Source organism: Chromobacterium sp. FG22 (assembly GCF_057809415.1).
The window spans coordinates 268,725-290,201 of record NZ_JBMDJX010000004.1 but is presented as its reverse complement, the minus strand read 5'-3'; the positions used below and the strand labels follow the sequence as shown (position 1 = coordinate 290,201).

Below are 21,477 nucleotides of genomic sequence, written 5' to 3'. Positions count from 1 at the left end.
GCGCGGGCGTCCAGCTCGCGGTAGCGCAGCGCGGCGGTGTCGCCCTGGACGGCGATACGCTCAGGGAAGGCCTGGGCGGCATGCTCGAACCAGGCGCAAAGATCGGGATGCGGCGGCGTGACGACGAGAGGCGTCGGGCCCAGGGCCTGGGCGGTTTGTTCGGCGTCCAGCAGCGGCGCGGCCAGCCAGTCGGCGTCCGGGTCGGCGGCCAGCGCCGTCAGCGCCTGTTGCAGATAGGCGGCCATCTCCTCGATCTGCGGCGCGTCGAATTCCGCCTCGTCCCAGGCCAGCGTCAGCTCCAGGCCCTGGTCGCGCGGGTCGCGGCTGAACTGCACCAGGCAGGGGAAGTCGGTTTCCTCGAACACTTCCACGCCTTCCACCGTCACCTCCGGCAAGCGCAGCGCCTGTCCGTAGACATGGAAGTGGATGTAGTTGAAACCGACCTCGAAGCCGCGCCGCCCCTGATTCAGCTGCATGACGGCGGCCAGCGGCAGGCGGCGCAAGGGCTGCAGCGCGGTTTCCTCGGCGAAGACGCCGCGCGCCAATTGCGCCCAACTGCCGGCTTGCAGCGCCACGTTCAGCGGCAGGGTGTTCAGGAACAGGCCCAGCGCGGCGGCGCTGTCTTCGCGCTCGGGGCGGCTGTGGGTGACGTAGCCGGTGCTGGCGGCGGCGGAACCGGTCAGCAGCGCCAGCACGCGCAGATGGGCGGTCAGCAGCACAGTCTTGAGCGGCAGCGCCAGCCGCGCGGCGGCGGCGTCCAGCGCGCCGGACAGCTCGGCCGGCAGCATGCGGCTGAGGCGGCGGACGCTGCGCGCGCCGGCGGCTGGGCGCGCAGGCCTCAGCCGGGGCAGGATGGACGCTTCCGTTCCGGCCAGCCGGCGTTGCCAGGCCGCTTTCAGCGCCGGGTCCTTCTCGGCCTGTTTCTCTTGCTGGATGAACAGCGCGCTCAGCGCGCCGGACGCGTCGCTGCCGGCTGTGCTGTCCGGCTGGCGCGCCAGCCGCAGCAAGTCGGTGACCAGGGTGGCCACGCTCCAGCCGTCCAGAATCGCGTGATGGAAGCTCAGCGTCAGCCGCGCGCGGCCCGTTTCCAGCCGGAACAGGGCGAGGCGCAGCAACGGTGGGGATTGCGGCTGGAAGGGCCGGGCTTTTTCCGCGGCGACGAAGTCGGCCAGCGCCCGGCTTTGCGCCTCGGGCGCCAGTGCGCGCAAGTCGGCGACGCTCAAGGGAATGTCGCCGTCGCGATGGATCAGTTGCAGCGGTTCCGAGTAGGCGTTCCAGTGGAAGGTGGTGCGCAGCGCGGCGTGGCGTTCCGCCAGGCGGCGAACGGCGGCGCGCCAGGCGGCCTCGTCCCAGGGCAGGCGCAGGTCGAAGCTGAAGATGTCGTGGAAGATGGCGCCGTTTTGCGACAGCTCGCTGTGGAACAGCATGCCGGCTTGCAGCCGCGACATCGGCAGCGCTTCGATCACATCGTCGGGCAAGCGCAGCCGGTCGGCTTCGGCAATCAGGGAGAAGGGCCGCCGCGCGGCGGCTTCGTCGTTGCCGGCCGCGTCCGGCGCTTCGCACAGCTGACGGATGGTGGGCAGGCTGAACAGTTTTTGCACGCTCAGGGCCAGGCCCTGGTCGCGGGCGCGGGCGACCACTTGCAGGGAGAGGATGGAATCGCCGCCGAGGGCGAAGAAGTTGTCGTCGATGCCGGGCAGCGGCACGGCGAGGACGTCGGCCCAGATCTGGGCCAGCGCGCGTTCGGCGTCCGAGCGGGCTTCGACGCGCAGGGCGGCGCTGGCCGCTTGCGGCGCGGGCAGCGCGGCGCGGTCCACCTTGCCGTGATGGGTCAGCGGGAAACGCTCCAGCGCCACGATGACGGCGGGCAGCATGTGTTCGGGCAGCTCGGCGGCCAGCGCGGCGCGCAGCGCGGTGGGTTCGGCGTCGCCGACGGCGTAGGCGACCAGCCGCGGTTCGCCGGCGGCGGGGCGGTCCAGCAGCACCAGCGCCTCGCGCACCGCGGGCAGCCGGCACAGCGCGGCTTCGATCTCGCCCAGCTCGATGCGGAAGCCGCGCAGCTTGACCTGATGATCGGCGCGGCCCAGGTATTCGATCTCGCCGTCGGCGCGGCGGCGGGCCAGATCGCCGGAGCGATAGAGGCGGGAGCCGTCCGTGTCGAAGGGATTGGGCAGGAAACGGGCGGCGGTCAGCGCCGGGCGGTTCCAATAGCCGCGAGCGACGCCGGGGCCGCCGACATAGATCTCGCCGGGCACGCCGACGGGCACCGGCTGCAGGAAACGGTCCAGCAGATGGAAGGCCAGATCGGGAATCGGCTGGCCGATCACCTGGCCGCGACGGGCATCCAGATCGGCCTGACGGATGGCGCGCTCGGTCACATGCACGGTGGTTTCGGTGATGCCGTACATATTGACCAGCTCGGGACGCTGGTCGCCGCGTTGTTGGAACCAGGGTTCCAGGCTGGCCAGCTCCAGCGCCTCGCCGCCGAAGATGACCAGGCGCAAGTCGGGCAAGGCGTGCTCTGCGGCGGCGGGGATCAGCTGGCGGAAGGCGGCCGGGGTCTGGTTCAACACCGACACTCGGTGCTGTTGCAGCCAGCCGGCGAAAGCCTCGGGCGAGCGGGACACCCAATAAGGCACCACCAGGCAAGTGCCGCCGAACAGCAGTGGTCCCCAGATCTCCCAGACCGAGAAATCGAAGGCGTAGGAGTGGAATAGCGACCACACATCGTCGGGCCCGAAGGCGAAACGCTCGGCGGTGGCGGCGATCAGTCTGACCACATTGTGATGGCTGACCACGCAACCCTTGGGCGTGCCGGTGGAGCCGGAGGTATAGATGACGTAGGCGGCCTGCTGCGGATGCAGGCGGCGTGGCGGCGGGGTGTCGTCGCCGGACGAAATGGCGACGTCCAGCCAGCGCAGCGCCAGTCCGGCGGGCAGGGCGTCGGCGGATTCGGCGTCGCCGACGACGACGTGGATGGCGCTGTCGCGGACCAGGAACTCCAGGCGCTCGGCGGGATAGCCGGGGTCCAGCGGCACATAGGCGGCGCCGGCTTTAAGGATGGCGAGGATGGCGACCAGCAGATCCGGCTGGCGCTGGCAGCACAGGCCGACGCGCTGCTCGGGTCGCACGCCGAGTTGCAGCAATTGGCGGGCCAGCTGATTGGCGCGGGCGTCCAGCTCGCGGTAGCGCAGCGCGGCGGTGTCGCCCTGGACGGCGATACGCTCGGGGAAGGCTTGGGCGGCGTGTTCGAACCAGCTGCACAGATCAGGATGCGGCGGCGCGACGGAAGCGGGCAATGCGATGGCGCGCGGCGGCTTGGCCAGCGTTTGCTGCGGATCGCGCAAGAGGCTGTGCAGCAAGGGTTCCACGCCGTCGATGAAGGCGGCGGCGTCCAGCTCGGCGAAGCCGGCCAGATTGTAATCGAGGTCCACTTTCACCGGCTGGCGGGAGTCCGCCTCGCGCACGAACACCTTCAGCGGATAGTGCTGCGACAAGGCGCGCATCGCGGTCATATTGCTGACGGTGCCGTCGAACATGGCGTCGTAATCGTGCTTCTCAAACGACAGGCTGATTTCGTAGGGCAGCCGGTCTCGGCTGAGGCCTTCGGTTTCGCCTATCGGGAAGCGGTGATGGCGGAAGTCGGCTCTCAGCTCGCGCTGGATCAGGCTGAGCAGCTCGGCGAAGCTCCAGTGCGGCCGCAGCTTCAGACGCAGCGGGCACAGGCTGGCGAACAGGCCGGGGGTGTTCTTGGCCAAGGCGCTGCGGCGGTTGAGGATGGGCAGCGCCAGCAGCAGATCGTCGGCGCCGAATTCCCGCAGTGCGTGGGTGTAGATCAGGCCGATGAAAAAGTGGAAGACGGTGGCCTGGTGCGCGGCGGCCAGTTCGCCGATGCGGCTATAGCTTTCCGCCGATAGCTGGAAACTGCGCTGGCCGCAGGCCAGTTGTCCGCCGGCGTCGGCGAACAGCCGGGTTGAGTAGCCGGCGAGCTTGTCTTGCCAGTATTGCCGGTCTTTCTCGTAATGGCGCGACGCGTAGTAGCCGTCCTCTTCCTCCACCTGTTCGGCCGGCGTCATCGTCGACGCCGGTTCCGGCGACAGGCCTTGGCGCAGGCTGTTGTAGTAGCGGCATTTCTCGCCGTAGAGCCGGGCGATGGCCCAACCGTCGAAGGCGATGTGGTGGAAACGGCCGTACAGGATGAAATCCTCTTCCCCGTGCCGCAGCAAGGTGTAGGCGGCCAGCGGCGTTTGACCGTCGAAGGGGAAGGCGCGGGCGAAATCGCGCTCGGTCCATTGCTTGGCCGCGCCCTCCGGATCCGCCTCGCCGCGGGTGTCTATCACCGTCAGCGGGCAAGGGTGGCGCGGGCAGAGCACTTGGCGCGGCTGACCGCCGGCTTCGTCTATGGCGATGCGCAGCGCCGGCGTGTGTTCCATCAGGGAGACGAGCGCGGTTCGCAGGGTTTCGATATCGAGAGCGCCCTGGATTTTGATGAAACCGCCGATATTGAACAGTTCGGGCGCGGAGAATAACGATTGATGAAAATAGATTTCCAGCTGCCGGCGTGTAAGCGGGAAGGTTTTCATTTGAGTTATTCCAATCTTATTTAGAAAGTATTATGCCGAAATATGCTTTTGTGCTGCCTTGTGTGTCGCGTAAATCTACACCGATGTGAATTAAATTAGTGAAGCAATTTAACTGGTAAATAAGTCAGGTTTTTAATACTTGCGGTGCATGATAGCGTCATTCTATTAAGATAATGGGATAGCTGATGCAGCGATTCGCATTATTGATTTTCAAATATTCTTGCTGAATACGGTTTAAATGCTGCTTGTTTAACTCGTATTGTTTTTATCTTTACTTTTGCATTTGCGAGGAGTTTTGAAATGAGTTCGAATGATGCGGAAAAACCCTTGGCCGCCAGCCGTCGCGACTTTTTGACCGGAGCCTTGAAATTGACTTCCGCCGGGGCTTTGGCGGGCTGGTTGCCGGCCGAGCGGATCATGGCGGCGAGGCTGACTTGCAGCCAGCCCAACAACTTCCCGGCGGACATTCCCCTATATAAGCAAAGCTTCAAAAACTGGGCCGGCGACATCAAGGTGGACGATGTCTGGACTTGCGCGCCGCGTTCCGCGGACGAAGTGGTGAAGGTGGCCAACTGGGCCAAGGACAACGGCTACAAGGTGCGCGCGCGCGGCATGATGCACAACTGGTCGCCGTTGACGCTGGCCGCCGGCGTCAGCTGCCCGGCGGTGGTCTTGCTGGACACCACGCGCTATCTGACCGCGATGTCCGTCGACGCCTCGGGCCCGGTGGCCAAGGTCACCGCCCAGGCCGGCATCACCATGGAAGCCTTGCTCACCGGAATGGAAAAGGCCGGTCTGGGCGTGACCGCCGCGCCGGCGCCCGGGGATCTGACCCTGGGCGGGGTGCTGGCCATCAACGGCCACGGCACCGCGATTCCGGCCAAGGGCGAACGCCGCCTGGCCGGCGCCAGCTACGGCTCGATCAGCAATCTGGTGCTCAGCCTCACCGCCGTGGTCTACGACAAGGCCAGCGGCGCTTACGCCTTGCGCAAGTTTGCCCGCAACGATCCGCAGATCGCGCCGTTGCTGGCGCACGTGGGCCGCTCGCTGATCGTGGAAGCCACTTTGCAGGCGGCGCCCAACCAGCGCTTGCGCTGTCAGAGCTGGTTCAATATTCCCTACGGCGAAATGTTCGCCGCGGCGGGCAGCGGCGGGCGCACCTTCGCCAGCTATCTGGACAGCGCCGGCCGGGTGGAAGCGATCTGGTTCCCCTTCACCAGCAACCCCTGGCTCAAGGTGTGGACGGTGACGCCGAACAAGCCGCTGTTCTCCCGTCAGACCGACAAGCCGTTCAACTACCCCTTCTCGGATAATCTGCCCGACGAAGTGACCGATCTGGCCAACAAGATTCTGTCGCTGGGCGACGGCAAGCTGACGCCGGCCTTCGGCAAGGCGCAGTTCGCCGCGGCCAGCGCCGGCCTGGTGGCGACGGCCAGCTGGGACCTGTGGGGCTGGTCCAAAAACCTGCTGCTCTACGTCAAGCCCACCACCTTGCGCGTCACCGCCAACGGCTACGCGGTGCTGACCCGCCGCGAAAACGTGCAGCGCGTGCTCAACGAGTTCGTCACCTTCTATCAGGCGCGGGTGCAGGCCTATCAGCAACAGGGCCGCTATCCGATGAACGGGCCGGTGGAAATCCGCGTGACCGGGCTGGACGATCCTAGCGAGACGGCCTTGAACGGCAGCGTGGCGCCGGCCTTGTCCGCCATCCGCCCGCGGCCGGACCATCCGGAATGGAACGCCGCGGTGTGGCTGGACATCCTGACGCTGCCGGGCACGCCTTACGCCAACCAGTTCTATCGCGAAATAGAGCAGTGGATCGAGGCCAATTTCAACGGCTCCTACGCGGCGGTGCGTCCGGAATGGTCCAAGGGCTGGGGCTATACCGACCAGGCGGCGTGGGCGGATTCCGCCATGCTGCAAACAACCATTCCCAACGCCTTCCGCGCCGGCCAGCCGGCGGCGGCCAATTGGGATGCGGCCAAGGCGGCGCTGGCGACGTATGACCCCTACCGCCTGTTCTCCTCGCCCTTGCTGGACAGCCTGGGCCTCTGAACGGCTTTAAGACGCTGGAGCTTGTTGAAGACGGCGCGCCCTCCGATGACGGCGCGCCGTTTTTTGCCGCGCGCTCGCCTCCGCCGGGCCGCGGGCGCTACACTGCAAGCATCGCCGCCGCGCCGGATTCGCGCCCCTTAGCCCAGCCATGTCCACCTGCTACGCCCAAGTCGATTGCAATTCCTTCTACGCTTCCTGCGAGCGGGTGTTCAACCCGCGCCTGGCCGGCGCGCCCATTGTCGTGTTGTCCAACAACGACGGCTGCATCGTGTCGCGCTCGGCCGAGGCCAAGGCGCTGGGCGTGCCGATGGGCGCGCCTTACTTCCTGCACAAGGCGCGGCTGGAGCAGCTGGGCGTGGCGGTGTTCTCGTCCAATTACACGCTGTACGGCGATTTGTCCGGCCGCGCGATGCGGCTGCTGGCCGGCTTCGCGCGCGCGCAGGAGGTGTATTCGATAGACGAATGCTTTCTGGACATCGGCGGCGAACCGGAACCGGAGCGGCTGGCGCAGCGGATGCGCGACGCCATGTCGCGCGGCCTGGGCCTGCCGGTATGCGTCGGCATCGGCCCCAGCAAGACCTTGGCCAAGCTGGCCAACCACCTGGCCAAGCTGGACCCGTCCCGCGACGGGGTGATGAATCTGCAAGCGCTGGACGCGGCGGAGCGGCGAACGCTGCTGGCCGAGGTGGCGGTGGAGGAGATCTGGGGCGTGGGCCACAAGCTGTCGGCCAAGCTGCGTCTGGAGCGCATCGGCCACGCCGCGGCGCTGGCGGCGGCGGACCGGGATTGGCTGATCCGCCGTTTCGGCGTCACCGTGGCGCGCATCGCAGACGAACTGGACGGCCTGTCCTGCCTGAGTCTGGAGGAGGCGCTGCCGCCGCGGCAATCCTTGATGTCCACGCGCTCTTTCGGCCACAAGGTGACGCGTTTGGAAGAGGCGCGCGAGGCGGTGGCGATGCACGCGGCGCAGGTGGCGGAGCGCTTGCGCCGCCAGGGCTCGCTGGCTTCCTTTCTGCAGGTGAGTTTGCAGCGCGGCGTGTATCAGCAAGGCACGGTGCAGCGGGACAGCGAGGTGGTGCCCTTGTTGCCGGCCAGCGCGGACAGCCGGGTGCTGGCGGCCGCGGCCGGGCGGGCGGTGGAGCGTTTGTGGCGGCCCGGCGCCGGCTATCAGAAATGCGGGGTGATGGCCTGGCAGCTGGTGGACGCGGAACGGGCGCAGCCGGATTTGTTCGCGGAGGGACCGGATCCGGAAAAGGCGCGGCGCCTGATGGCGGCGCTGGACGCGATCAACCATCGCATGGGCCGCGGCACGGTCAAGCTGTTGGCGGAAGGGCTGGAGCAGCCGTGGAAGATGAAGCAGGACATGTTGTCGCCGGCCTACACCACGCGCTGGGAGGACATCCCGGTGGCGAAGGCGAAGTAGGCGCGGCCGGATGCGGCGGAAAGCGGATGGGGCCCCGGCTCTTGGAGTAAAATGCCGCTCTTGATTTGCAACCTGCGGGGCCAGGGCGGCGGCTATAGTGCAATCAAGCCGCCGCGCGCCGCACTTGAAAGCCAGACATTGAACCCTCTGTTTGCCCAGCCTTGCGCCATCGTCGACTTGGAAACCACCGGCGGCCACATCAGCCGCGACCGCATTACCGAGGTGGGCGTCATCCTGATCGACGGCGATCGGGTGGAGCGCTTCAGCTCTCTGATCAACCCCGGCCAGCCCATCCCTCCCTTCATCGAGAACATGACCGGCATCTCCGACGCCATGGTGGCGGCGGCGCCGAGCTTCGCCGATCTGGCCGAGCGCTTGCTGACCATGCTGTCCGGCCGCCTGTTCCTGGCGCACAACGCGCGCTTCGATTACGGCTTCCTGAAAAACGAATTCCGCCGCGCCGGACTGCGCTTTCAGAGCCAGTCGCTGTGCACGGTCAAGCTGTCGCGCCGGCTCTACCCGCAGTTTTTCAAGCACAGCCTGGACAGCCTGATAGAGCGTTACGACATCCGCCTGCCGGAGCGGCACCGGGCCTTGGCGGATGCGGAAGCGGTGCATCGCTTCCTAGGCATCGCCAGCCAGGAACTGGGCGAAGCGGCCGTGGGCGCGGCGATGGCGGCGGTATTGGCCGCGCCGCCGGAACTGGCCGGCCTGCCGGCGGCGCTGCAAGAGCAACTGGAGCTGCTGCCGGACGTGCCGGGGGTGTACGCGCTGTACGGGGAGGAGGGCAAACCCTTGTACGTGGGCAAGGGCGGCAATCTGCGCACGCGGGTGCTGGCGCATTTCGCCGCGGTCAAGGGCGGCGGCAAGAGCCGCGAAGTGCATATCGGCGAGCCCATCGGCCGGGTGGAGTGGCAGGAGACCCTGGGCGAGTTCGGCGCGCATTTGCTGGAACTGCGCTTGATTCACGCCTTGAAGCCGCAGCATAACCACCGCGGCAAGCTGAGCCCGGAGCTGTGCTCCATCCAGCTGGAGACGGAGGACGGCTTCACCCGCCCCAAGGTGGTGTACGCGCGCGAGCTGGATTTCAGCCGCACCGCGGATTTGTACGGCCTGTTCCGCCATGCGCGCGAGGCGCGCAAGATCCTGGCGGAAATCGCGCTGGGCAACGCGCTGTGCCAGTCGGTATTGGGCGTGGAGGCGGTGACCAGCCGCAAGGGCGCGCCGTGCGCGGCTTTGAAGCTGGGCCGCTGCCGCGGCGCCTGCATCGGCCGCGAGCCGGCGGAGGTGCACAATATCCGGCTGCTGGGCGCCTTGGCCAAGTTGAAGGTGAAGGCCTGGCCGTTCGCCGGCGCCATCGCGGTGGTGGAAACTGACGAAGTGACCGGCGAGCGCGCCGAGCATGTGTTCGACCGCTGGTGCTATCTGGGCTCGCGCCAGGGCGACGACGGCCCGCTGGAGGGCGCGCCGTCCTTCGATCTGGACAGCTACAAGCTGCTGGAAGGCTGGCTGCGCAAGCCGGCGGAGGGCACGGCGCTGCGCGAGCTGTGAATGGATGCGCTGTTGCATTCATGCCCGTCCCGGGCTTGGATAATCATGCGGGCACAGCTCAAACCGTGCCGGGCCGCCGCTGGAACCTTAAGGCGATGCGCGGAGGCGGGCGTTTCCCTTTTTTATTACACCGCCTCTGTCCGTCCTTTGCATGTCATGGTTATAAAAGGCTTGATGCCGCCGCCGGGCAAGCGTGGTCAAAGGCGGGGCGGACATGAGATGCCTTGTTTTGTCCGTTCATGAAACCCCTGCTCAGCCGTTGCATAGGCAGCCGGCTTGTTGGCGTAAGCGGTATGAACGCCTGGGGCTCGGGAGAGATTCATGGTGCCCGCCCTTGCGAAAACCCAGGGCCAGCATTCCCCTTCAGAAAGTCAAAAGCATCTTGGCCGCCTTATTTGAAATGTATCGATGTGAATAAGTGCTGTATGGCATAACTTGCCCAGGAATTCGCTGAACGCCGTCGCCATGGATGGATGCTTGCGAAGCGAACTTTCTTGGAAGCTACAAAAATCAATAGCTATTGACGATATTTTTAAAGGCTTGATTTTAAATAGCGCGTGAAGTAAATCCGTTTGTGAGCTTAGCCATGAACGGAGGTGGAATTGTCAAACCGCACTCTCGGATATCTGATGTTGACGTTGGCGATGATGACTGTTGGTTCTACCGTGATCGCCTCAAAATTCATCGCGGGCAGCATGCCCCCTTTTTTTGCGACGGCGCTGCGGTTTGCTCTCGCACTGCCTGTGTTGATTCCCTTGCTTCTCCTGCAGAGGGAGAGGTGGCCAAAACTGACGCGCAGCGACGGGTTTTTGCTTCTGCTCCAGGCGGGGGCGGGGAGCGTCGGTTACACGACCTTGTTGATTTCCGGCCTGTCCTATCTTCCGGCCGCCGATGCGGGCGTAATCATTGGAACGCTCCCCGCGGTCTCCGCGCTTTTTTCTGTCATGGTTTTGGGGGAGCGGCCAAGCGCGCGGCTGCTCATTGCGGTAGGGCTCGCCACCATTGGCGTGATGGCGGTGGCGTGGAAAGGCTCCGGGCCGCTGTCTCTCATTGGCATGGCCTGCATCTTGGGGGCCGTCGTCTGCGAAAGCGCTTTCATTCTGCTCAACAAGCGCATGCGAGTGCCTTTGCGGCCATTGTTGCAGACCACGGCGATGACGGTTCTGGGTCTGTTGGTGTCGCTGCCCGTTGCCTTCCTCGAGCTGCCGTTTGCCATGCCCGGTTCCGAGGCGATTGCGGCGGTGATCTGGTATGCGCTGGTGCCGACCGTCGGCGGTTTTCTGTTGTGGTATGGCGGGGCCGCGCGGGTAAGCGGAAGCGAGGCCGCCACATTCACCGCCGTTGCGCCCTTGACTGCGGTGCTGCTTGCCGCGCTGGTTCTGGGCGAACAAATTGAAATGAGCCAAGCCGTTGGCGTCGCGGCGGTGATGCTCGCCATTCTGGTGCTGACGATTCCGGCGCGTTTGAAGACGGTGCCGCAAGTGTGAGCGGCATTCGTTCATCCCGTGATGGCAAACCCAGGCATGACGACAAAGGGGGCTACGCAAGATGTACTTTCATCATTCTGACGAAGTGTGGGGGCGATTCCCGGAACTGAGAGCCCTGGTTCTGGTTCTGCGACAGGCTGGAAACGCCGGACTGAATGCGGGAGCGCTTGACTCCACTTAATGCGGAGGTTGCCGCTCAGCAGGCGGAGAGGGCCGAGAGCGAGGTCCCGTCGCTGCAGGCATGGCGCCAAACCTATGCTGAGATGGGTTTGAAGCCCACGCAGTATCGCTGTGCGGCAGAGGCGCTGCTGCGCCGTTTCCGGAAGGAGGGATGCCTACCTCATGTCTTGCCGCTGATCGACGCGCTTAACGCGGAGTCCATGCATGCGGCCATTCCGATTGCGGCATTCGATTGCGCATGCCTTAGAGGAGGCGTGGTGGTCAGACCGGCGAACGGCCTGGAGGCGTATCAGGCATTTTCCGGCGAGATTGAGCGGCCGGCCGTGGGTGAAATCATTTTTGCCGATGAGGATCATCAGGCGCATTCCCGCCGCTGGGTTTTCCGGCAAGGCGCTCAGTCGGTGATTTCCCCGACCACGGACACCGTGCTGATGGTGGCCGAGGCGCTTCACCCGCAGGCATGGGAAAATTTGCAGGCCTTGCGTGATCGGATTGGCATCCGGATGGGTGAAATGGGCGTGGCGATTGCCGAGGAAGACATGTTGTCGCCCTCAAACCGGCGTTTCGAGTTTTCCCTGTGAAGAATGGAAGAGCGGTCCGTCACGTCAGGCACCCAATAAAGATAAAAGCCCCGCTTGGCTTGGCAAGGGGGCTTGCAGACGCACGGAGCGCCGCCATTGAAACGGGCGCTCCTGTTTGCAGGATGGCGGGCGGCTGAAGCTTGGACGCCTTGATCCCGCCATGCCTGCTTGAAGGCCTGATGAAGCAGGGCATGAATGAAATCATGCTTTATGAGGGCCTCAGAGCCAGTTCTTCAGCAGCAAGGCCGCCAGCAGGACGGCGATCAGCGCCAGCAGCCAGTTCTGGCGCTTCTGTTCCCGCATCAGCTGAATGTAGCCGCTGATCAGCAGCTCGCTGTTGGCGGAGGACAGCGCGTCATTCAGCTTGCGCGGCAGCGTGGGCAGGGTGGTGGCCCATTGCGGCGCTTCGTGCTTCAGCGTGCGCAGCAGGCCGCGCCAGCCTATCTGTTCGTTCATCCACTTGGTCAGGAAGGGCTTGGCGGTGTCCCACAGATCCAGATTGGGATCCAGCTGGCGGCCCAGGCCTTCGATATTGAGCAGGGTCTTTTGCAGCAGCACCAGTTGCGGCTGAATTTCCACATTGAAGCGGCGGCTGGTTTCGAACAGGCGCAGCAGCACCATGCCGAAGGAGATTTCCGACAGCGGCTTCTCGAAGATGGGTTCGCACACGGTGCGTACCGCCGCTTCCAGCTCCTCGGCGCGGGTGTCTTTCGGCACCCAGCCGGATTCGATGTGGGCGGTGGCCACGCGGTGGTAGTCGCGGTTGAAGAAGGCGAGGAAGTTGACCGCCAGATAGTGTTTGTCGGTGTCGGTCAGGGTGCCGACGATGCCGAAGTCCAGCGCGATGTAGCGGCCGTCGGCGGCGACGAAGATATTGCCCGGGTGCATGTCGGCATGGAAGAAGCCGTGGCGGAACACCTGGGTGAAGAAGATTTCCACGCCGAAGCGGCTGAGCTTGCTGAGATCCACGCCGGCTTCGCGCAGCCGGTCCACCTGGCCCACCGGGATGCCGTGCATCCATTCCAGCGTCAGCACGTCGCGGCTGGTGTAGTCGTAGAACACCTCGGGCACGATCAGCATGTCCGAGTTCTTGAAGTTGCGGCGTAACTGCGAGGCGTTGGCGGCCTCGTGCATCATGTCCAGTTCGTCGTGCAGGTATTTGTCGAACTCGGCCACCACTTCGCGCGGCTTCAGCCGCTTGCCGTCGGTGAACAGCTTCTCCACCCAGCCGGCCAGCGTGCCCATCAGCGCCAGGTCTTGCTCGATCACCGGCTGGATGCCGGGGCGCAGCACCTTGACCGCCACTTCGCGGCCGCGGCCGCCGTCGGGCTGGCGCAGCCAGGCCTTGTGCACCTGGGCTACGGAGGCGCTAGCCACCGGGGTGTTGTCGAAATCGACGTAGAGTTCGTCCACCTTGCGGCCCAGGCTGCGTTCTATCATCTCGCGCGCCTGCAAGCCGTCGTAGGGCGGCACCCGGTCTTGCAGCCGGGCCAGTTCGTCTGCGTAGTCCGGCGGCAGCAGATCGCGGCGGGTGGACAGCACTTGGCCGAATTTGACGAAGATGGGTCCCAGGCTTTCCAGCGCCAGCCGTACCCGCTGCGGCAGCGGCGCGCTGGTGTCGCGGCGCAGCGGCAGCAGGCCGAACAGCTTGTGGACGAAGCCGAGCTTGGAATGGCCTTCCAGGAAGTCGTCCAGGCCGAAGCGGTAGAAGGTGGAAACGATCTTGATGAAGCGCGAAGTCCGCATGTGCCGTCAGGCCTTTGTCTGTTCTTGTTGCAGCGCGGCCTGCAGCCGCGCCAGGCGTTTTTCCAGGCGGCCGGCGTCGTCGCGCAAGGTGTCCACCGCGGCGACGAAGCCTTGCACCTGGCGGCGGCCGGCCAGCACCGGCGTTTCCTCGCGCAGATGCTCCACCCAGTTGGCGGCCAGCCGCCAGGCCACCTGGCCCTTGAAGCCGAGCAGGCCGCGGGCCAGGGTTTCCGCGCGCTGGGCGGCGGCGTCGCCCACCAGCCGGGACAGGTCCTCGGCGGCGTTCCATTGCAGGCGGCCCAGCAGGCGGCCGACGGCGGCGGCCAGTTCGGCGTCGCCTTCCAGCTGGATGTCGCTCAGCGCCGGGTCGCGCCCGGCCGCCGCCGCCAGCGCGACGGCGTGTTTGAGGTGCACCGTGGCTTCCGGCTCGCCCTCGCAGGCGGCCAGCCAGCCGTCGTCGGTGAACACGCCGGCCACGTGGAAGGGCGGCAGCGCCACGGCGACGCGCCGGCCGGCGTGCGCGGCCAGTTCCGCCCGCACCGCCGGGTGTTGGTTCAACAGGTGGTTGAATGCCGCGATCTGGATGCCCATGCGCTGTCTCCGCCGTGATTGGAAGGTGAAGGGGTCTAGTCTGATCAAGGCCGCATTGCCGGAGCGCCGCGGATCGTAATCAGGCTCTTAGAAGCTGTTCAAAGTCTTGCGGGCAAGAGCGAGACAAGGCGAAAACGAGCGAAAAAGCGGAATGTACGCGTGGCACATGAGCATTTTGAGCTGGTTTTCAACGCCGTATCGCTGACGCGCAGCAGACTTTGAGCAGGGTCTTAGAACTTGTAGCCCTTGTGCAGGGCCACCACGCCGCCGCTCATATTGTGGTAATCCACCTTGCCGAAGCCGGCGTCCAGCATCATCTGCTTCAGCGTTTCCTGATCGGGATGCATGCGGATGGATTCGGCCAGGTACTGATAGCTGTCGGGGTCGCCCGCCACCAGCTTGCCCATCACCGGCAGCGCCTTGAAGGAGTAGAAGTCGTAGAACGGCGACAGCGGTTTCCAGACTTTGGAGAACTCCAGCACCATCAGCTTGCCGCCCGGCTTCAGCACCCGGCACATTTCCTTCAGCGCCGCGTCCTTGTGGGTCATATTGCGCAGGCCGAAAGCCACCGACACCGCGTCGAAGTAATTGTCGGGGAAGGGCAGCTTCTCGGCGTCGGCCAAGGACACCGGCAGCACCAGGCCGTCGTCCAACAGCCGGTCGCGGCCCACGGTCAGCATGGAGCTGTTGATGTCGGTCAGCCACACTTCGCCGCTCTTGCCCACGCGCTTGGCCCAGCCGCGGGACAGGTCGCCGGTGCCGCCGGCGATGTCCAGCACCTTGTCGCCGGCCTTGACGCCGGAAGTGGTCAGGGTGAAGTGTTTCCACACCCGGTGCAGCCCGCCGGACATCAGGTCGTTCATCACATCGTATTTCTTGGCCACCGAGTGGAACACATCGGCCACCTTGGCGGCTTTTTCGCTTTCGGCAACGGTCTTGAAGCCGAAGTGGGTCGTCTTGTCCATGGTCACTCCCTGCTCGCGCCTGCGGCGGCGAGGCGATTGAGATAATCCTGCCAGTACTGGTCGCGCTTGGCGCCCAGCTCGTATAGATAGCTCCAGCTGTACAGTCCGCTGTCGTGGCCGTCGTCGAAGGTGATCTTCAGCGCGTAATGGCCCACCGGCTCCAGCGCGGTGACGGCGACATGGCGCTTGCCCACTTGCAGCACTTCCTGGCCGGCGCCGTGGCCGCGCACTTCCGCCGAGGGCGAGTAGACGCGCAGGTATTCGCAGGGCAGCTCGAAGCGGGCGCCGTCGTCGAAGCTGATTTCCAGCACGCGCGACACCGCGTGCAGCTGGATTTCCTGCGGCGCGGGCGCGTCGGGAGAGAGTCCGGACATGGTCTGATCCTCAAAGGCGGCCGATTAAGCCGCGCATCAGTCTTTGCGTTCCAGCAGCATGGCGTCGCCGTAGCTGAAGAAACGGTATTCCTGCTCCACCGCGTGCTGGTAGGCGGCGCGGATTTCCTCGTAGCCGGCGAAGGCGGACACCAACATCAGCAGCGTGGACTTGGGCAGGTGGAAATTGGTCAGCAGGCGGTCCACCACCCGGAAGCGGTAGCCCGGGGTGATGAAGATGTCGGTTTCGCCGCAGCCGGCGGCCAGTTCGCCGCCGCGCGCGGCGGATTCCAGCGCGCGCATGCTGGTGGTGCCCACCGACAGCACTTTGCGGCCGGCGGCGTGGGCTTCTGCGATCAGCGCGCGGGTGGTTTCCGGCACTTCGTAGATTTCGCTGTGCATCTTGTGCTCGGCGATATTGTCCACCCGCACCGGCTGGAAGGTGCCGGCGCCGACGTGCAGGGTGACGTAGGCCAGTTGCACGCCCTTGGCGCGCAGCTGTTCCAGCATGTCTTCGGTGAAGTGCAGGCCGGCGGTGGGCGCGGCCACCGCGCCGCGCTCGCGGGCGTAGACGGTCTGGTAGCGCTCGTCATCCTCGTGGCCGGCGCCGCGTTCTATATAAGGCGGCAGCGGCAGCTTGCCGGAAGCTTCCAGGATGTCGAAGAGATTGTCCTCGGCCAGGAAGCGCAGCTTGAACAGTTCGCCGTGGCGCTCTACCATTTCCGCCTCCCAGCGATCCGCGAAGATCAGCCGGGTGCCGGGTTTGGGCGATTTGGACGCGCGGACGTGGGCCAGCGCGGTATGCGCGTCCAGCACGCGTTCTATCAGCGCCTCGATCTTGCCGCCGCTGGCTTTTTCGCCGAACAGCCGGGCCTTGATCACGCGGGTGTCGTTGAACACCATCACGTCGCCGGGGCTGACCTGATCGATGAAGTCGGTGAAGCGCAGATTGGCGCGGTCATGGCCGGCCACGCGCAGCAGGCGGCTGGCGCCGCGCTCTGCCGGAGGGTGCTGGGCGATCAGGCGCTCGGGCAGGTGGTAGTCGAAGTCGGAAAGCTGCATAAGGCGTAAAAGATTCAGAATCGGCAAATTATACCCGCGCCGCCGCCGGCCGGCATCAGCTTAGTGAGCGAAGTGGCGGGATTTGCGCTGAATCAACATCGATTTTCGGCCAGGCGGTAAAAACTTGCCAGGCGGAAAAACGCCCGTGGATACTAGTGCTTTGACTCGAAGATCCGCCGTGTTCGCCATCCAAACAACTGTTTGAAATGATGCAAAAGCTAGACATCTTGCAGCGAATTGCGGCAAACTCGCGCCCAAGATGATAAACAGGAGCAGGCTTTGACCGGAAAAATCCTCGTGTTGCATGGCCCCAACCTCAATCTGCTGGGACAGCGGGAGCCGCAGCACTACGGCCGGGAAACGCTTGACGATATCAACCAGCGGCTGGAACAGCAGGCTAGCGCCGCGGGGTTTGAATTGTCGGCATTGCAGAGCAATGCGGAACATGTGTTGATTGATCGCGTGCAGCAGTGCCTGCATGACGGTACTGCCTTCATTCTGGTCAATCCGGCCGCTTTCACCCATACCAGCGTCGCCTTGCGCGACGCGCTGGCGGCGGTGCAAGTGCCGTTTATCGAAGTCCACCTTTCCAACGTTCATGCCCGCGAACCGTTCCGCAAGCATTCCTATTTCTCCGACCTCGCGGTCGGCGTGATCTGCGGACTCGGCGCCCACGGCTATGAACTGGCGCTTGCGCACGCCATCCGGCATCTTGCCGCGCAGGCCTAACTCACTCTACCGAATATCCCACTCGAAGGATTATCAATGGATCTCCGTAAACTCAAGAAGCTGATCGATCTCGTCGAGGAATCCGGCATCGCCGAACTCGAAGTGACCGAGGGGGAAGAAAAAGTCCGCATTACCCGCGTATCCGCCGCGCCGCAGATGGCCTACGCTCAGCCGATGACCGCGCTGCAAGTGCCCAACGCCCAAGCCGCCGCCGTGGCCGCGCCGGCCGCCGAAGCCGCCGCGCCGGCCAACAACGACAAGAACGCGATGAAGTCGCCGATGGTGGGCACCTTCTATCGCTCACCGAGCCCGGGCGCCAAGAGCTTCATCGAAGTGGGGCAGAGCGTCAACGCCGGCGACACCCTGTGCATCATCGAAGCGATGAAGCTGATGAACGAGATCGAAGCCGACCGCTCCGGCGTGGTCAAGGCCGTTCTGGTCGAAGACGGCCAGCCGGTGGAATTCGGCGAGCCGTTGTTCATCATCGAGTAAGCCAGACGACAGGCAGACGGCAAGGGGGCACGGCGCAGCGTCTGTGCCCTTGTCGTTTGCCACGACAGCATTGGCGGCCCCCGCCGGCGACGACGCCGGCCGCGGAATCCGCCAGCGGAGAATTCCATGTTTGAAAAAATTCTGATTGCCAACCGGGGTGAAATCGCCCTGCGCATCCAGCGCGCCTGCCGCGAGATGGGCATCAAGACCGTGGTGGTGCATTCCGAGGCCGATCGCGAAGCCAAGTACGTGAAGCTGGCCGACGAATCGGTCTGCATCGGCCCGGCGCCCAGCGGCAAGAGCTATCTGAACGTGCCGGCCCTGATCGCCGCCGCCGAGGTGACCGATTCCCAGGCCATCCACCCGGGTTACGGCTTCCTGTCGGAAAACGCCGACTTCGCCGAGCGCGTCGAGCAGTCCGGCTTCGTGTTCATCGGTCCGCGTCCGGACACCATCCGCATGATGGGCGACAAGGTGTCGGCCAAGAACGCGATGATAGAAGCGGGCGTGCCCTGCGTGCCGGGCTCCGAAGGCGCTTTGCCGGACGATCCGGCCGAGATCGTCAAGATCGCCAAGAAGATCGGTTTCCCGGTGATCATCAAGGCCGCCGGCGGCGGCGGCGGTCGCGGCATGCGCGTGGTGCATACCGAGGGCGCGCTGATCAATTCGGTGCAGATGACCCGCACCGAAGCCGGCGCGGCTTTCGGCAATCCCACCGTCTACATGGAAAAATTCCTGGAAGAGCCGCGCCACATCGAAATCCAGATTCTGGCCGACGAATACGGCAACGCCATCTATCTGGGCGAGCGCGACTGCTCCATGCAGCGCCGCCACCAGAAGATCATCGAGGAAGCGCCTGCGCCGGGCATCACCGACAAGCAGCGTCAGAAGATTGGCGAAGCCTGCGCCGAAGCCTGCCGTCGCATCGGCTACCGCGGCGCCGGCACTTTTGAGTTCCTGTTCGAGCGCGGCGAGTTCTACTTCATCGAGATGAACACCCGCGTGCAGGTTGAGCACCCGGTGACCGAGATGATCACCGGCATCGACATCGTGCAGGAACAGATCCGCATCGCCGCCGGCGAGAAACTGCGCTACAAACAGAAGGACGTGGTGTTGCGCGGCCATGCGATGGAGTGCCGGATCAACGCCGAGGACCCGTTCACCTTCGTGCCGTCCCCGGGCAAGATCGAAAGCTATCACCCGGCCGGCGGCCCGGGCATCCGCATCGATTCGCATATTTACCAGGGCTACACCGTGCCTTCGCATTACGATTCCATGGTGGGCAAGCTGATCGCCTTTGGCGATACCCGCGAGCAGGCGATGGCGCGGATGCGGGTGGCGCTGTCGGAAATCTCCATTTCCGGCATCAAGACCAATATCCCGCTGCATCAGGAACTGTTCATGGACGCGGCCTTCCAGCGCGGCGGCACGTGCATTCATTATCTGGAGCAGCGTTTGTCGCAGCAGAAAAAAGGGGGCGCGTGATGGCCTGGCTGCAAGCCACCATTGACGCCGAGTCAACCGTCGCCGAGCGTCTGGCCGACGCGCTGATGGACGCCGGCGCGCTGTCCACCGCGATCGAAGACGCTTTTGCCGGCACCGAGCGCGAAGAGCCGATTTTCGGCGAACCCGGCGAGCCGGTGGACAAGCTGTGGAGCCGCAGCCGCATCATCACGCTGTTTGATGAAGCGGCCGACGTGGCCCTGCTGATCGCCGCCGCCGCCAACGCCTGCGGTCTGGCCCTGCCCAGCTACAATGTGGAGCGGGTGGAAGAGCAGGACTGGGTGCGTCTGACCCAGTCGCAGTTCGACCCGATCCGGATTTCCGACCGCCTGTGGATCACGCCGACCTGGCACGAGCCGCCGGCGCCGAACGCGGTCAATCTGCAACTGGATCCGGGTCTGGCCTTCGGCACCGGCAGCCATCCGACCACGCGCTTGTGCCTGCAATGGCTGGACGCCCAGCTGCAAGGCGGCGAAAGCGTGCTGGACTACGGCTGCGGTTCCGGCATTCTCGCCATCGCCGCGCTCAAGCTGGGCGCGGCCTCCGCCTTGGGCGTGGACATCGACGCGCAGGCGGTGCGGGCCAGCCAGGACAACGCGGAACAGAACCAGGTCAAGGCGGACTTCTGTCTGCCTGACCAGAACCCGGAAGCGGTCTACGACGTGGTACTGGCCAATATTCTGGCCAATCCGCTGCGCATGTTGGGCCAGTTGCTGGCGAGCCACGTCAAAACCGGTGGTAGAATCGTGCTTTCAGGCATTCTCGCCGAACAAGCCGAAGAACTGTCGGCCATCTATGAACAGTGGTTCCAGATGGACGCTCCGGTGTTCGACGAAGGATGGACCAGACTGACAGGAACCCGACGCCCCACGGTATGACATATACGACACAGTGCCCCAATTGCCAGACACGCTTCAAGGTCAATGATGCCCAATTAGCGGCCGCCAATGGCTTGGTGCGCTGCGGGCGCTGTTCGCATGTGTTCAACGCCACCGAGCATTTCGTCGCGGCGGAAGCGCCGCCGGCGGAACCTCCGCGCGCCGTGGCGCCGCCGCCCGTCCAGACTCAGGCTCGGCAGAGCGAGGCGCTGGACGATTTCGAGCTGGAAGTGCCGGATTTCGATCCGGGCTCCAGCGCGACGGAAGCGCCGCCGGACGAACTGCTGATGCCGCCGCCGATGGCGGAGGCGGAGGAAGCCCCGGCCGCGCGCGCCGATGTCGAGGAGTTCCAGCGCGCACTGGCGGAGGCGATGCAGAATCGCCATGTCAGCGCGCCGCTGGGCAACCCCTTTGACGCCGAGCCGCCTGCCGCGGCGGAACCCGCGCCGGAGGTGTTCGGCAACCGCCGCCGCCCCGCGCCTGAGCCGGTGGCGGAGCCTGCGCCGGCAGCGGTTCCGGAACCCAAGTTCGAAGAGCCGCCCGCCAAGCCGGCGCCGGAGGCGCGCGTCGAGCCGCCGTCCAGCCACGGCGAAGACGAGCCGGACGAATCGCCGCGAAGACGCCATCCGGCGCTGACCTTCCTGGCCGTCGTCGCCTCGGCGATAGGCGTGCTGGTGTTGGCCGGTCAATTGGTGTATTTCAACCGCACCCGCATCGCCGCGGAAGTGCCCGAATTGCGCCCGACGCTGGAAAACCTCTGCGGCGCCGTAGGCTGCGCCGTGCCCTGGCCCACCGATATCGCCCGCGTGCGCACGGAGTGGTCGGAACTGGCCTTCGTCCCGGATTTCCCCAATCTGATCCAGCTGTCCGCCACGCTGAAGAACCACGCCACTTACTCCCAGGCCTATCCGATGCTGGAAGTGACCTTGAAGGACTCGGACGACCAGGTGCTGATCCGCAAGGTGTTCGCGCCCAAGGAGTATTTGAAGCCGGACGACTTCAAGCTCGGCCACTTCAATTCCAATAGCGAGGTCAAGGTCACCATGCGGCTGGACGCCGGCAAGGTGCATGCGATGGGGTATAGCCTTTACTGGTTCTATCCTTAAGAGCCTGTTTACGATCTGCTACGCGTCGGCGGAATAGTTAGACAAGGGCGTTAAAAACGCTTTCATAATGCTCATGTACCACCTGTACATTCCGCTTCTTCAACCGTTTTCGCCTTGTCTCGCCCTAGCTCGCGAGATCGTAAACAGGCTTTAAGATCCATTGATCATCGTTTC

16 protein-coding genes are annotated in these 21,477 nt (G+C 64.9%); 10 read left to right on the top strand and 6 right to left on the bottom strand.

The window, feature by feature from the left end; translation table 11 throughout:
- Positions 1-4,583: amino acid adenylation domain-containing protein (locus tag ACODSD_RS06420; protein WP_488876985.1), on the bottom strand; the 4,583-nt coding region annotated here is incomplete at its 3' end.
- 300 nt (positions 4,584-4,883) lie between these two features.
- Between ACODSD_RS06420 and ACODSD_RS06415 the strand changes: the two genes are divergently transcribed.
- The 5 genes from ACODSD_RS06415 (at position 4,884) to ACODSD_RS06395 (ending at position 11,860) form a co-directional block, all read left to right on the top strand.
- A complete protein-coding gene (locus tag ACODSD_RS06415) occupies positions 4,884-6,638 on the top strand; it encodes a cholesterol oxidase substrate-binding domain-containing protein (RefSeq protein ID WP_227106810.1) in 1,755 nt (584 codons plus the stop codon).
- A 148-nt stretch (positions 6,639-6,786) separates the two neighbouring features.
- Positions 6,787-8,061, top strand: coding sequence for a Y-family DNA polymerase (locus ACODSD_RS06410; protein WP_488876984.1), 1,275 nt, complete (start codon positions 6,787-6,789; stop codon positions 8,059-8,061).
- A 51-nt stretch (positions 8,062-8,112) separates the two neighbouring features.
- On the top strand, positions 8,113-9,612 hold the full coding sequence (locus tag ACODSD_RS06405; RefSeq protein ID WP_253313775.1) for an exonuclease domain-containing protein: 1,500 nt from the start codon (positions 8,113-8,115) through the stop codon (positions 9,610-9,612).
- A gap of 602 nt (positions 9,613-10,214) precedes the next feature.
- Positions 10,215-11,099 (top strand): DMT family transporter, encoded by an 885-nt coding sequence (locus ACODSD_RS06400; RefSeq protein WP_107801624.1) that lies wholly within the window; start codon positions 10,215-10,217, stop codon positions 11,097-11,099.
- A 155-nt stretch (positions 11,100-11,254) separates the two neighbouring features.
- On the top strand, positions 11,255-11,860 hold the full coding sequence (locus tag ACODSD_RS06395) for a B3/B4 domain-containing protein (protein ID WP_488876983.1): 606 nt from the start codon (positions 11,255-11,257) through the stop codon (positions 11,858-11,860).
- Positions 11,861-12,079: 219 nt separating this feature from the next.
- On the opposite strand, the gene ubiB is transcribed toward ACODSD_RS06395, so the two are convergent.
- From ubiB to queA, 5 genes are all read right to left on the bottom strand, one after another.
- A complete protein-coding gene (ubiB, locus tag ACODSD_RS06390) occupies positions 12,080-13,606 on the bottom strand; it encodes a ubiquinone biosynthesis regulatory protein kinase UbiB (RefSeq protein ID WP_227106827.1) in 1,527 nt (508 codons plus the stop codon).
- 6 nt (positions 13,607-13,612) lie between these two features.
- Positions 13,613-14,197, bottom strand: coding sequence for a ubiquinone biosynthesis accessory factor UbiJ (locus tag ACODSD_RS06385; protein ID WP_488876982.1), 585 nt, complete (start codon positions 14,195-14,197; stop codon positions 13,613-13,615).
- A 230-nt stretch (positions 14,198-14,427) separates the two neighbouring features.
- Entirely contained in the window at positions 14,428-15,162 is a 735-nt protein-coding gene (ubiE, locus tag ACODSD_RS06380) for a bifunctional demethylmenaquinone methyltransferase/2-methoxy-6-polyprenyl-1,4-benzoquinol methylase UbiE (RefSeq protein WP_474455633.1), read from the bottom strand.
- A gap of 2 nt (positions 15,163-15,164) precedes the next feature.
- Positions 15,165-15,536 (bottom strand): gamma-butyrobetaine hydroxylase family protein, encoded by a 372-nt coding sequence (locus ACODSD_RS06375; protein ID WP_107798089.1) that lies wholly within the window; start codon positions 15,534-15,536, stop codon positions 15,165-15,167.
- 36 nt (positions 15,537-15,572) lie between these two features.
- Positions 15,573-16,595: a tRNA preQ1(34) S-adenosylmethionine ribosyltransferase-isomerase QueA gene (gene queA / locus ACODSD_RS06370; protein ID WP_488876981.1), complete on the bottom strand. Its 1,023-nt coding sequence runs from the start codon at positions 16,593-16,595 to the stop codon at positions 15,573-15,575.
- A gap of 279 nt (positions 16,596-16,874) precedes the next feature.
- Here queA and aroQ point away from each other — a divergent pair, with 279 nt between their 5' ends.
- From aroQ to ACODSD_RS06345, 5 genes are all read left to right on the top strand, one after another.
- Positions 16,875-17,324, top strand: a complete 450-nt coding sequence (gene aroQ, locus ACODSD_RS06365; RefSeq protein ID WP_107801626.1) for a type II 3-dehydroquinate dehydratase — start codon at positions 16,875-16,877, stop codon at positions 17,322-17,324.
- Between the two features lie 36 nt (positions 17,325-17,360).
- A complete protein-coding gene (gene accB / locus ACODSD_RS06360; RefSeq protein ID WP_107798091.1) occupies positions 17,361-17,816 on the top strand; it encodes an acetyl-CoA carboxylase biotin carboxyl carrier protein in 456 nt (151 codons plus the stop codon).
- Between the two features lie 126 nt (positions 17,817-17,942).
- Positions 17,943-19,301, top strand: coding sequence for an acetyl-CoA carboxylase biotin carboxylase subunit (accC, locus tag ACODSD_RS06355; protein WP_235084448.1), 1,359 nt, complete (start codon positions 17,943-17,945; stop codon positions 19,299-19,301).
- On the top strand, positions 19,301-20,197 hold the full coding sequence (gene prmA, locus ACODSD_RS06350) for a 50S ribosomal protein L11 methyltransferase (RefSeq protein ID WP_107798093.1): 897 nt from the start codon (positions 19,301-19,303) through the stop codon (positions 20,195-20,197). The genes accC and prmA overlap by 1 nt, the downstream gene beginning before the upstream one ends.
- Entirely contained in the window at positions 20,158-21,303 is a 1,146-nt protein-coding gene (locus ACODSD_RS06345) for a DUF3426 domain-containing protein (protein WP_488876980.1), read from the top strand. Before prmA ends, ACODSD_RS06345 begins: the two co-directional genes overlap by 40 nt.
- Positions 21,304-21,477: the final 174 nt, after the last annotated feature.

Bases quoted from the DNA above. Each gene is read 5' to 3' on its own strand.
- ACODSD_RS06415 (WP_227106810.1), top strand. From the start codon at position 4,884: ATGAGTTCGAATGATGCGGAAAAACCCTTGGCCGCCAGCCGTCGCGAC.
- ACODSD_RS06410 (WP_488876984.1), top strand. From the start codon at position 6,787: ATGTCCACCTGCTACGCCCAAGTCGATTGCAATTCCTTCTACGCTTCC.
- ACODSD_RS06405 (WP_253313775.1), top strand. From the start codon at position 8,113: ATGCCGCTCTTGATTTGCAACCTGCGGGGCCAGGGCGGCGGCTATAGT.
- ACODSD_RS06395 (WP_488876983.1), top strand. From the start codon at position 11,255: ATGCGGGAGCGCTTGACTCCACTTAATGCGGAGGTTGCCGCTCAGCAG.
- ubiB (WP_227106827.1), bottom strand. From the start codon at position 13,606: ATGCGGACTTCGCGCTTCATCAAGATCGTTTCCACCTTCTACCGCTTC.
- ACODSD_RS06385 (WP_488876982.1), bottom strand. From the start codon at position 14,197: ATGGGCATCCAGATCGCGGCATTCAACCACCTGTTGAACCAACACCCG.
- ubiE (WP_474455633.1), bottom strand. From the start codon at position 15,162: ATGGACAAGACGACCCACTTCGGCTTCAAGACCGTTGCCGAAAGCGAA.
- ACODSD_RS06375 (WP_107798089.1), bottom strand. From the start codon at position 15,536: ATGTCCGGACTCTCTCCCGACGCGCCCGCGCCGCAGGAAATCCAGCTG.
- queA (WP_488876981.1), bottom strand. From the start codon at position 16,595: ATGCAGCTTTCCGACTTCGACTACCACCTGCCCGAGCGCCTGATCGCC.
- accB (WP_107798091.1), top strand. From the start codon at position 17,361: ATGGATCTCCGTAAACTCAAGAAGCTGATCGATCTCGTCGAGGAATCC.
- accC (WP_235084448.1), top strand. From the start codon at position 17,943: ATGTTTGAAAAAATTCTGATTGCCAACCGGGGTGAAATCGCCCTGCGC.
- prmA (WP_107798093.1), top strand. From the start codon at position 19,301: ATGGCCTGGCTGCAAGCCACCATTGACGCCGAGTCAACCGTCGCCGAG.
- ACODSD_RS06345 (WP_488876980.1), top strand. From the start codon at position 20,158: ATGGACCAGACTGACAGGAACCCGACGCCCCACGGTATGACATATACG.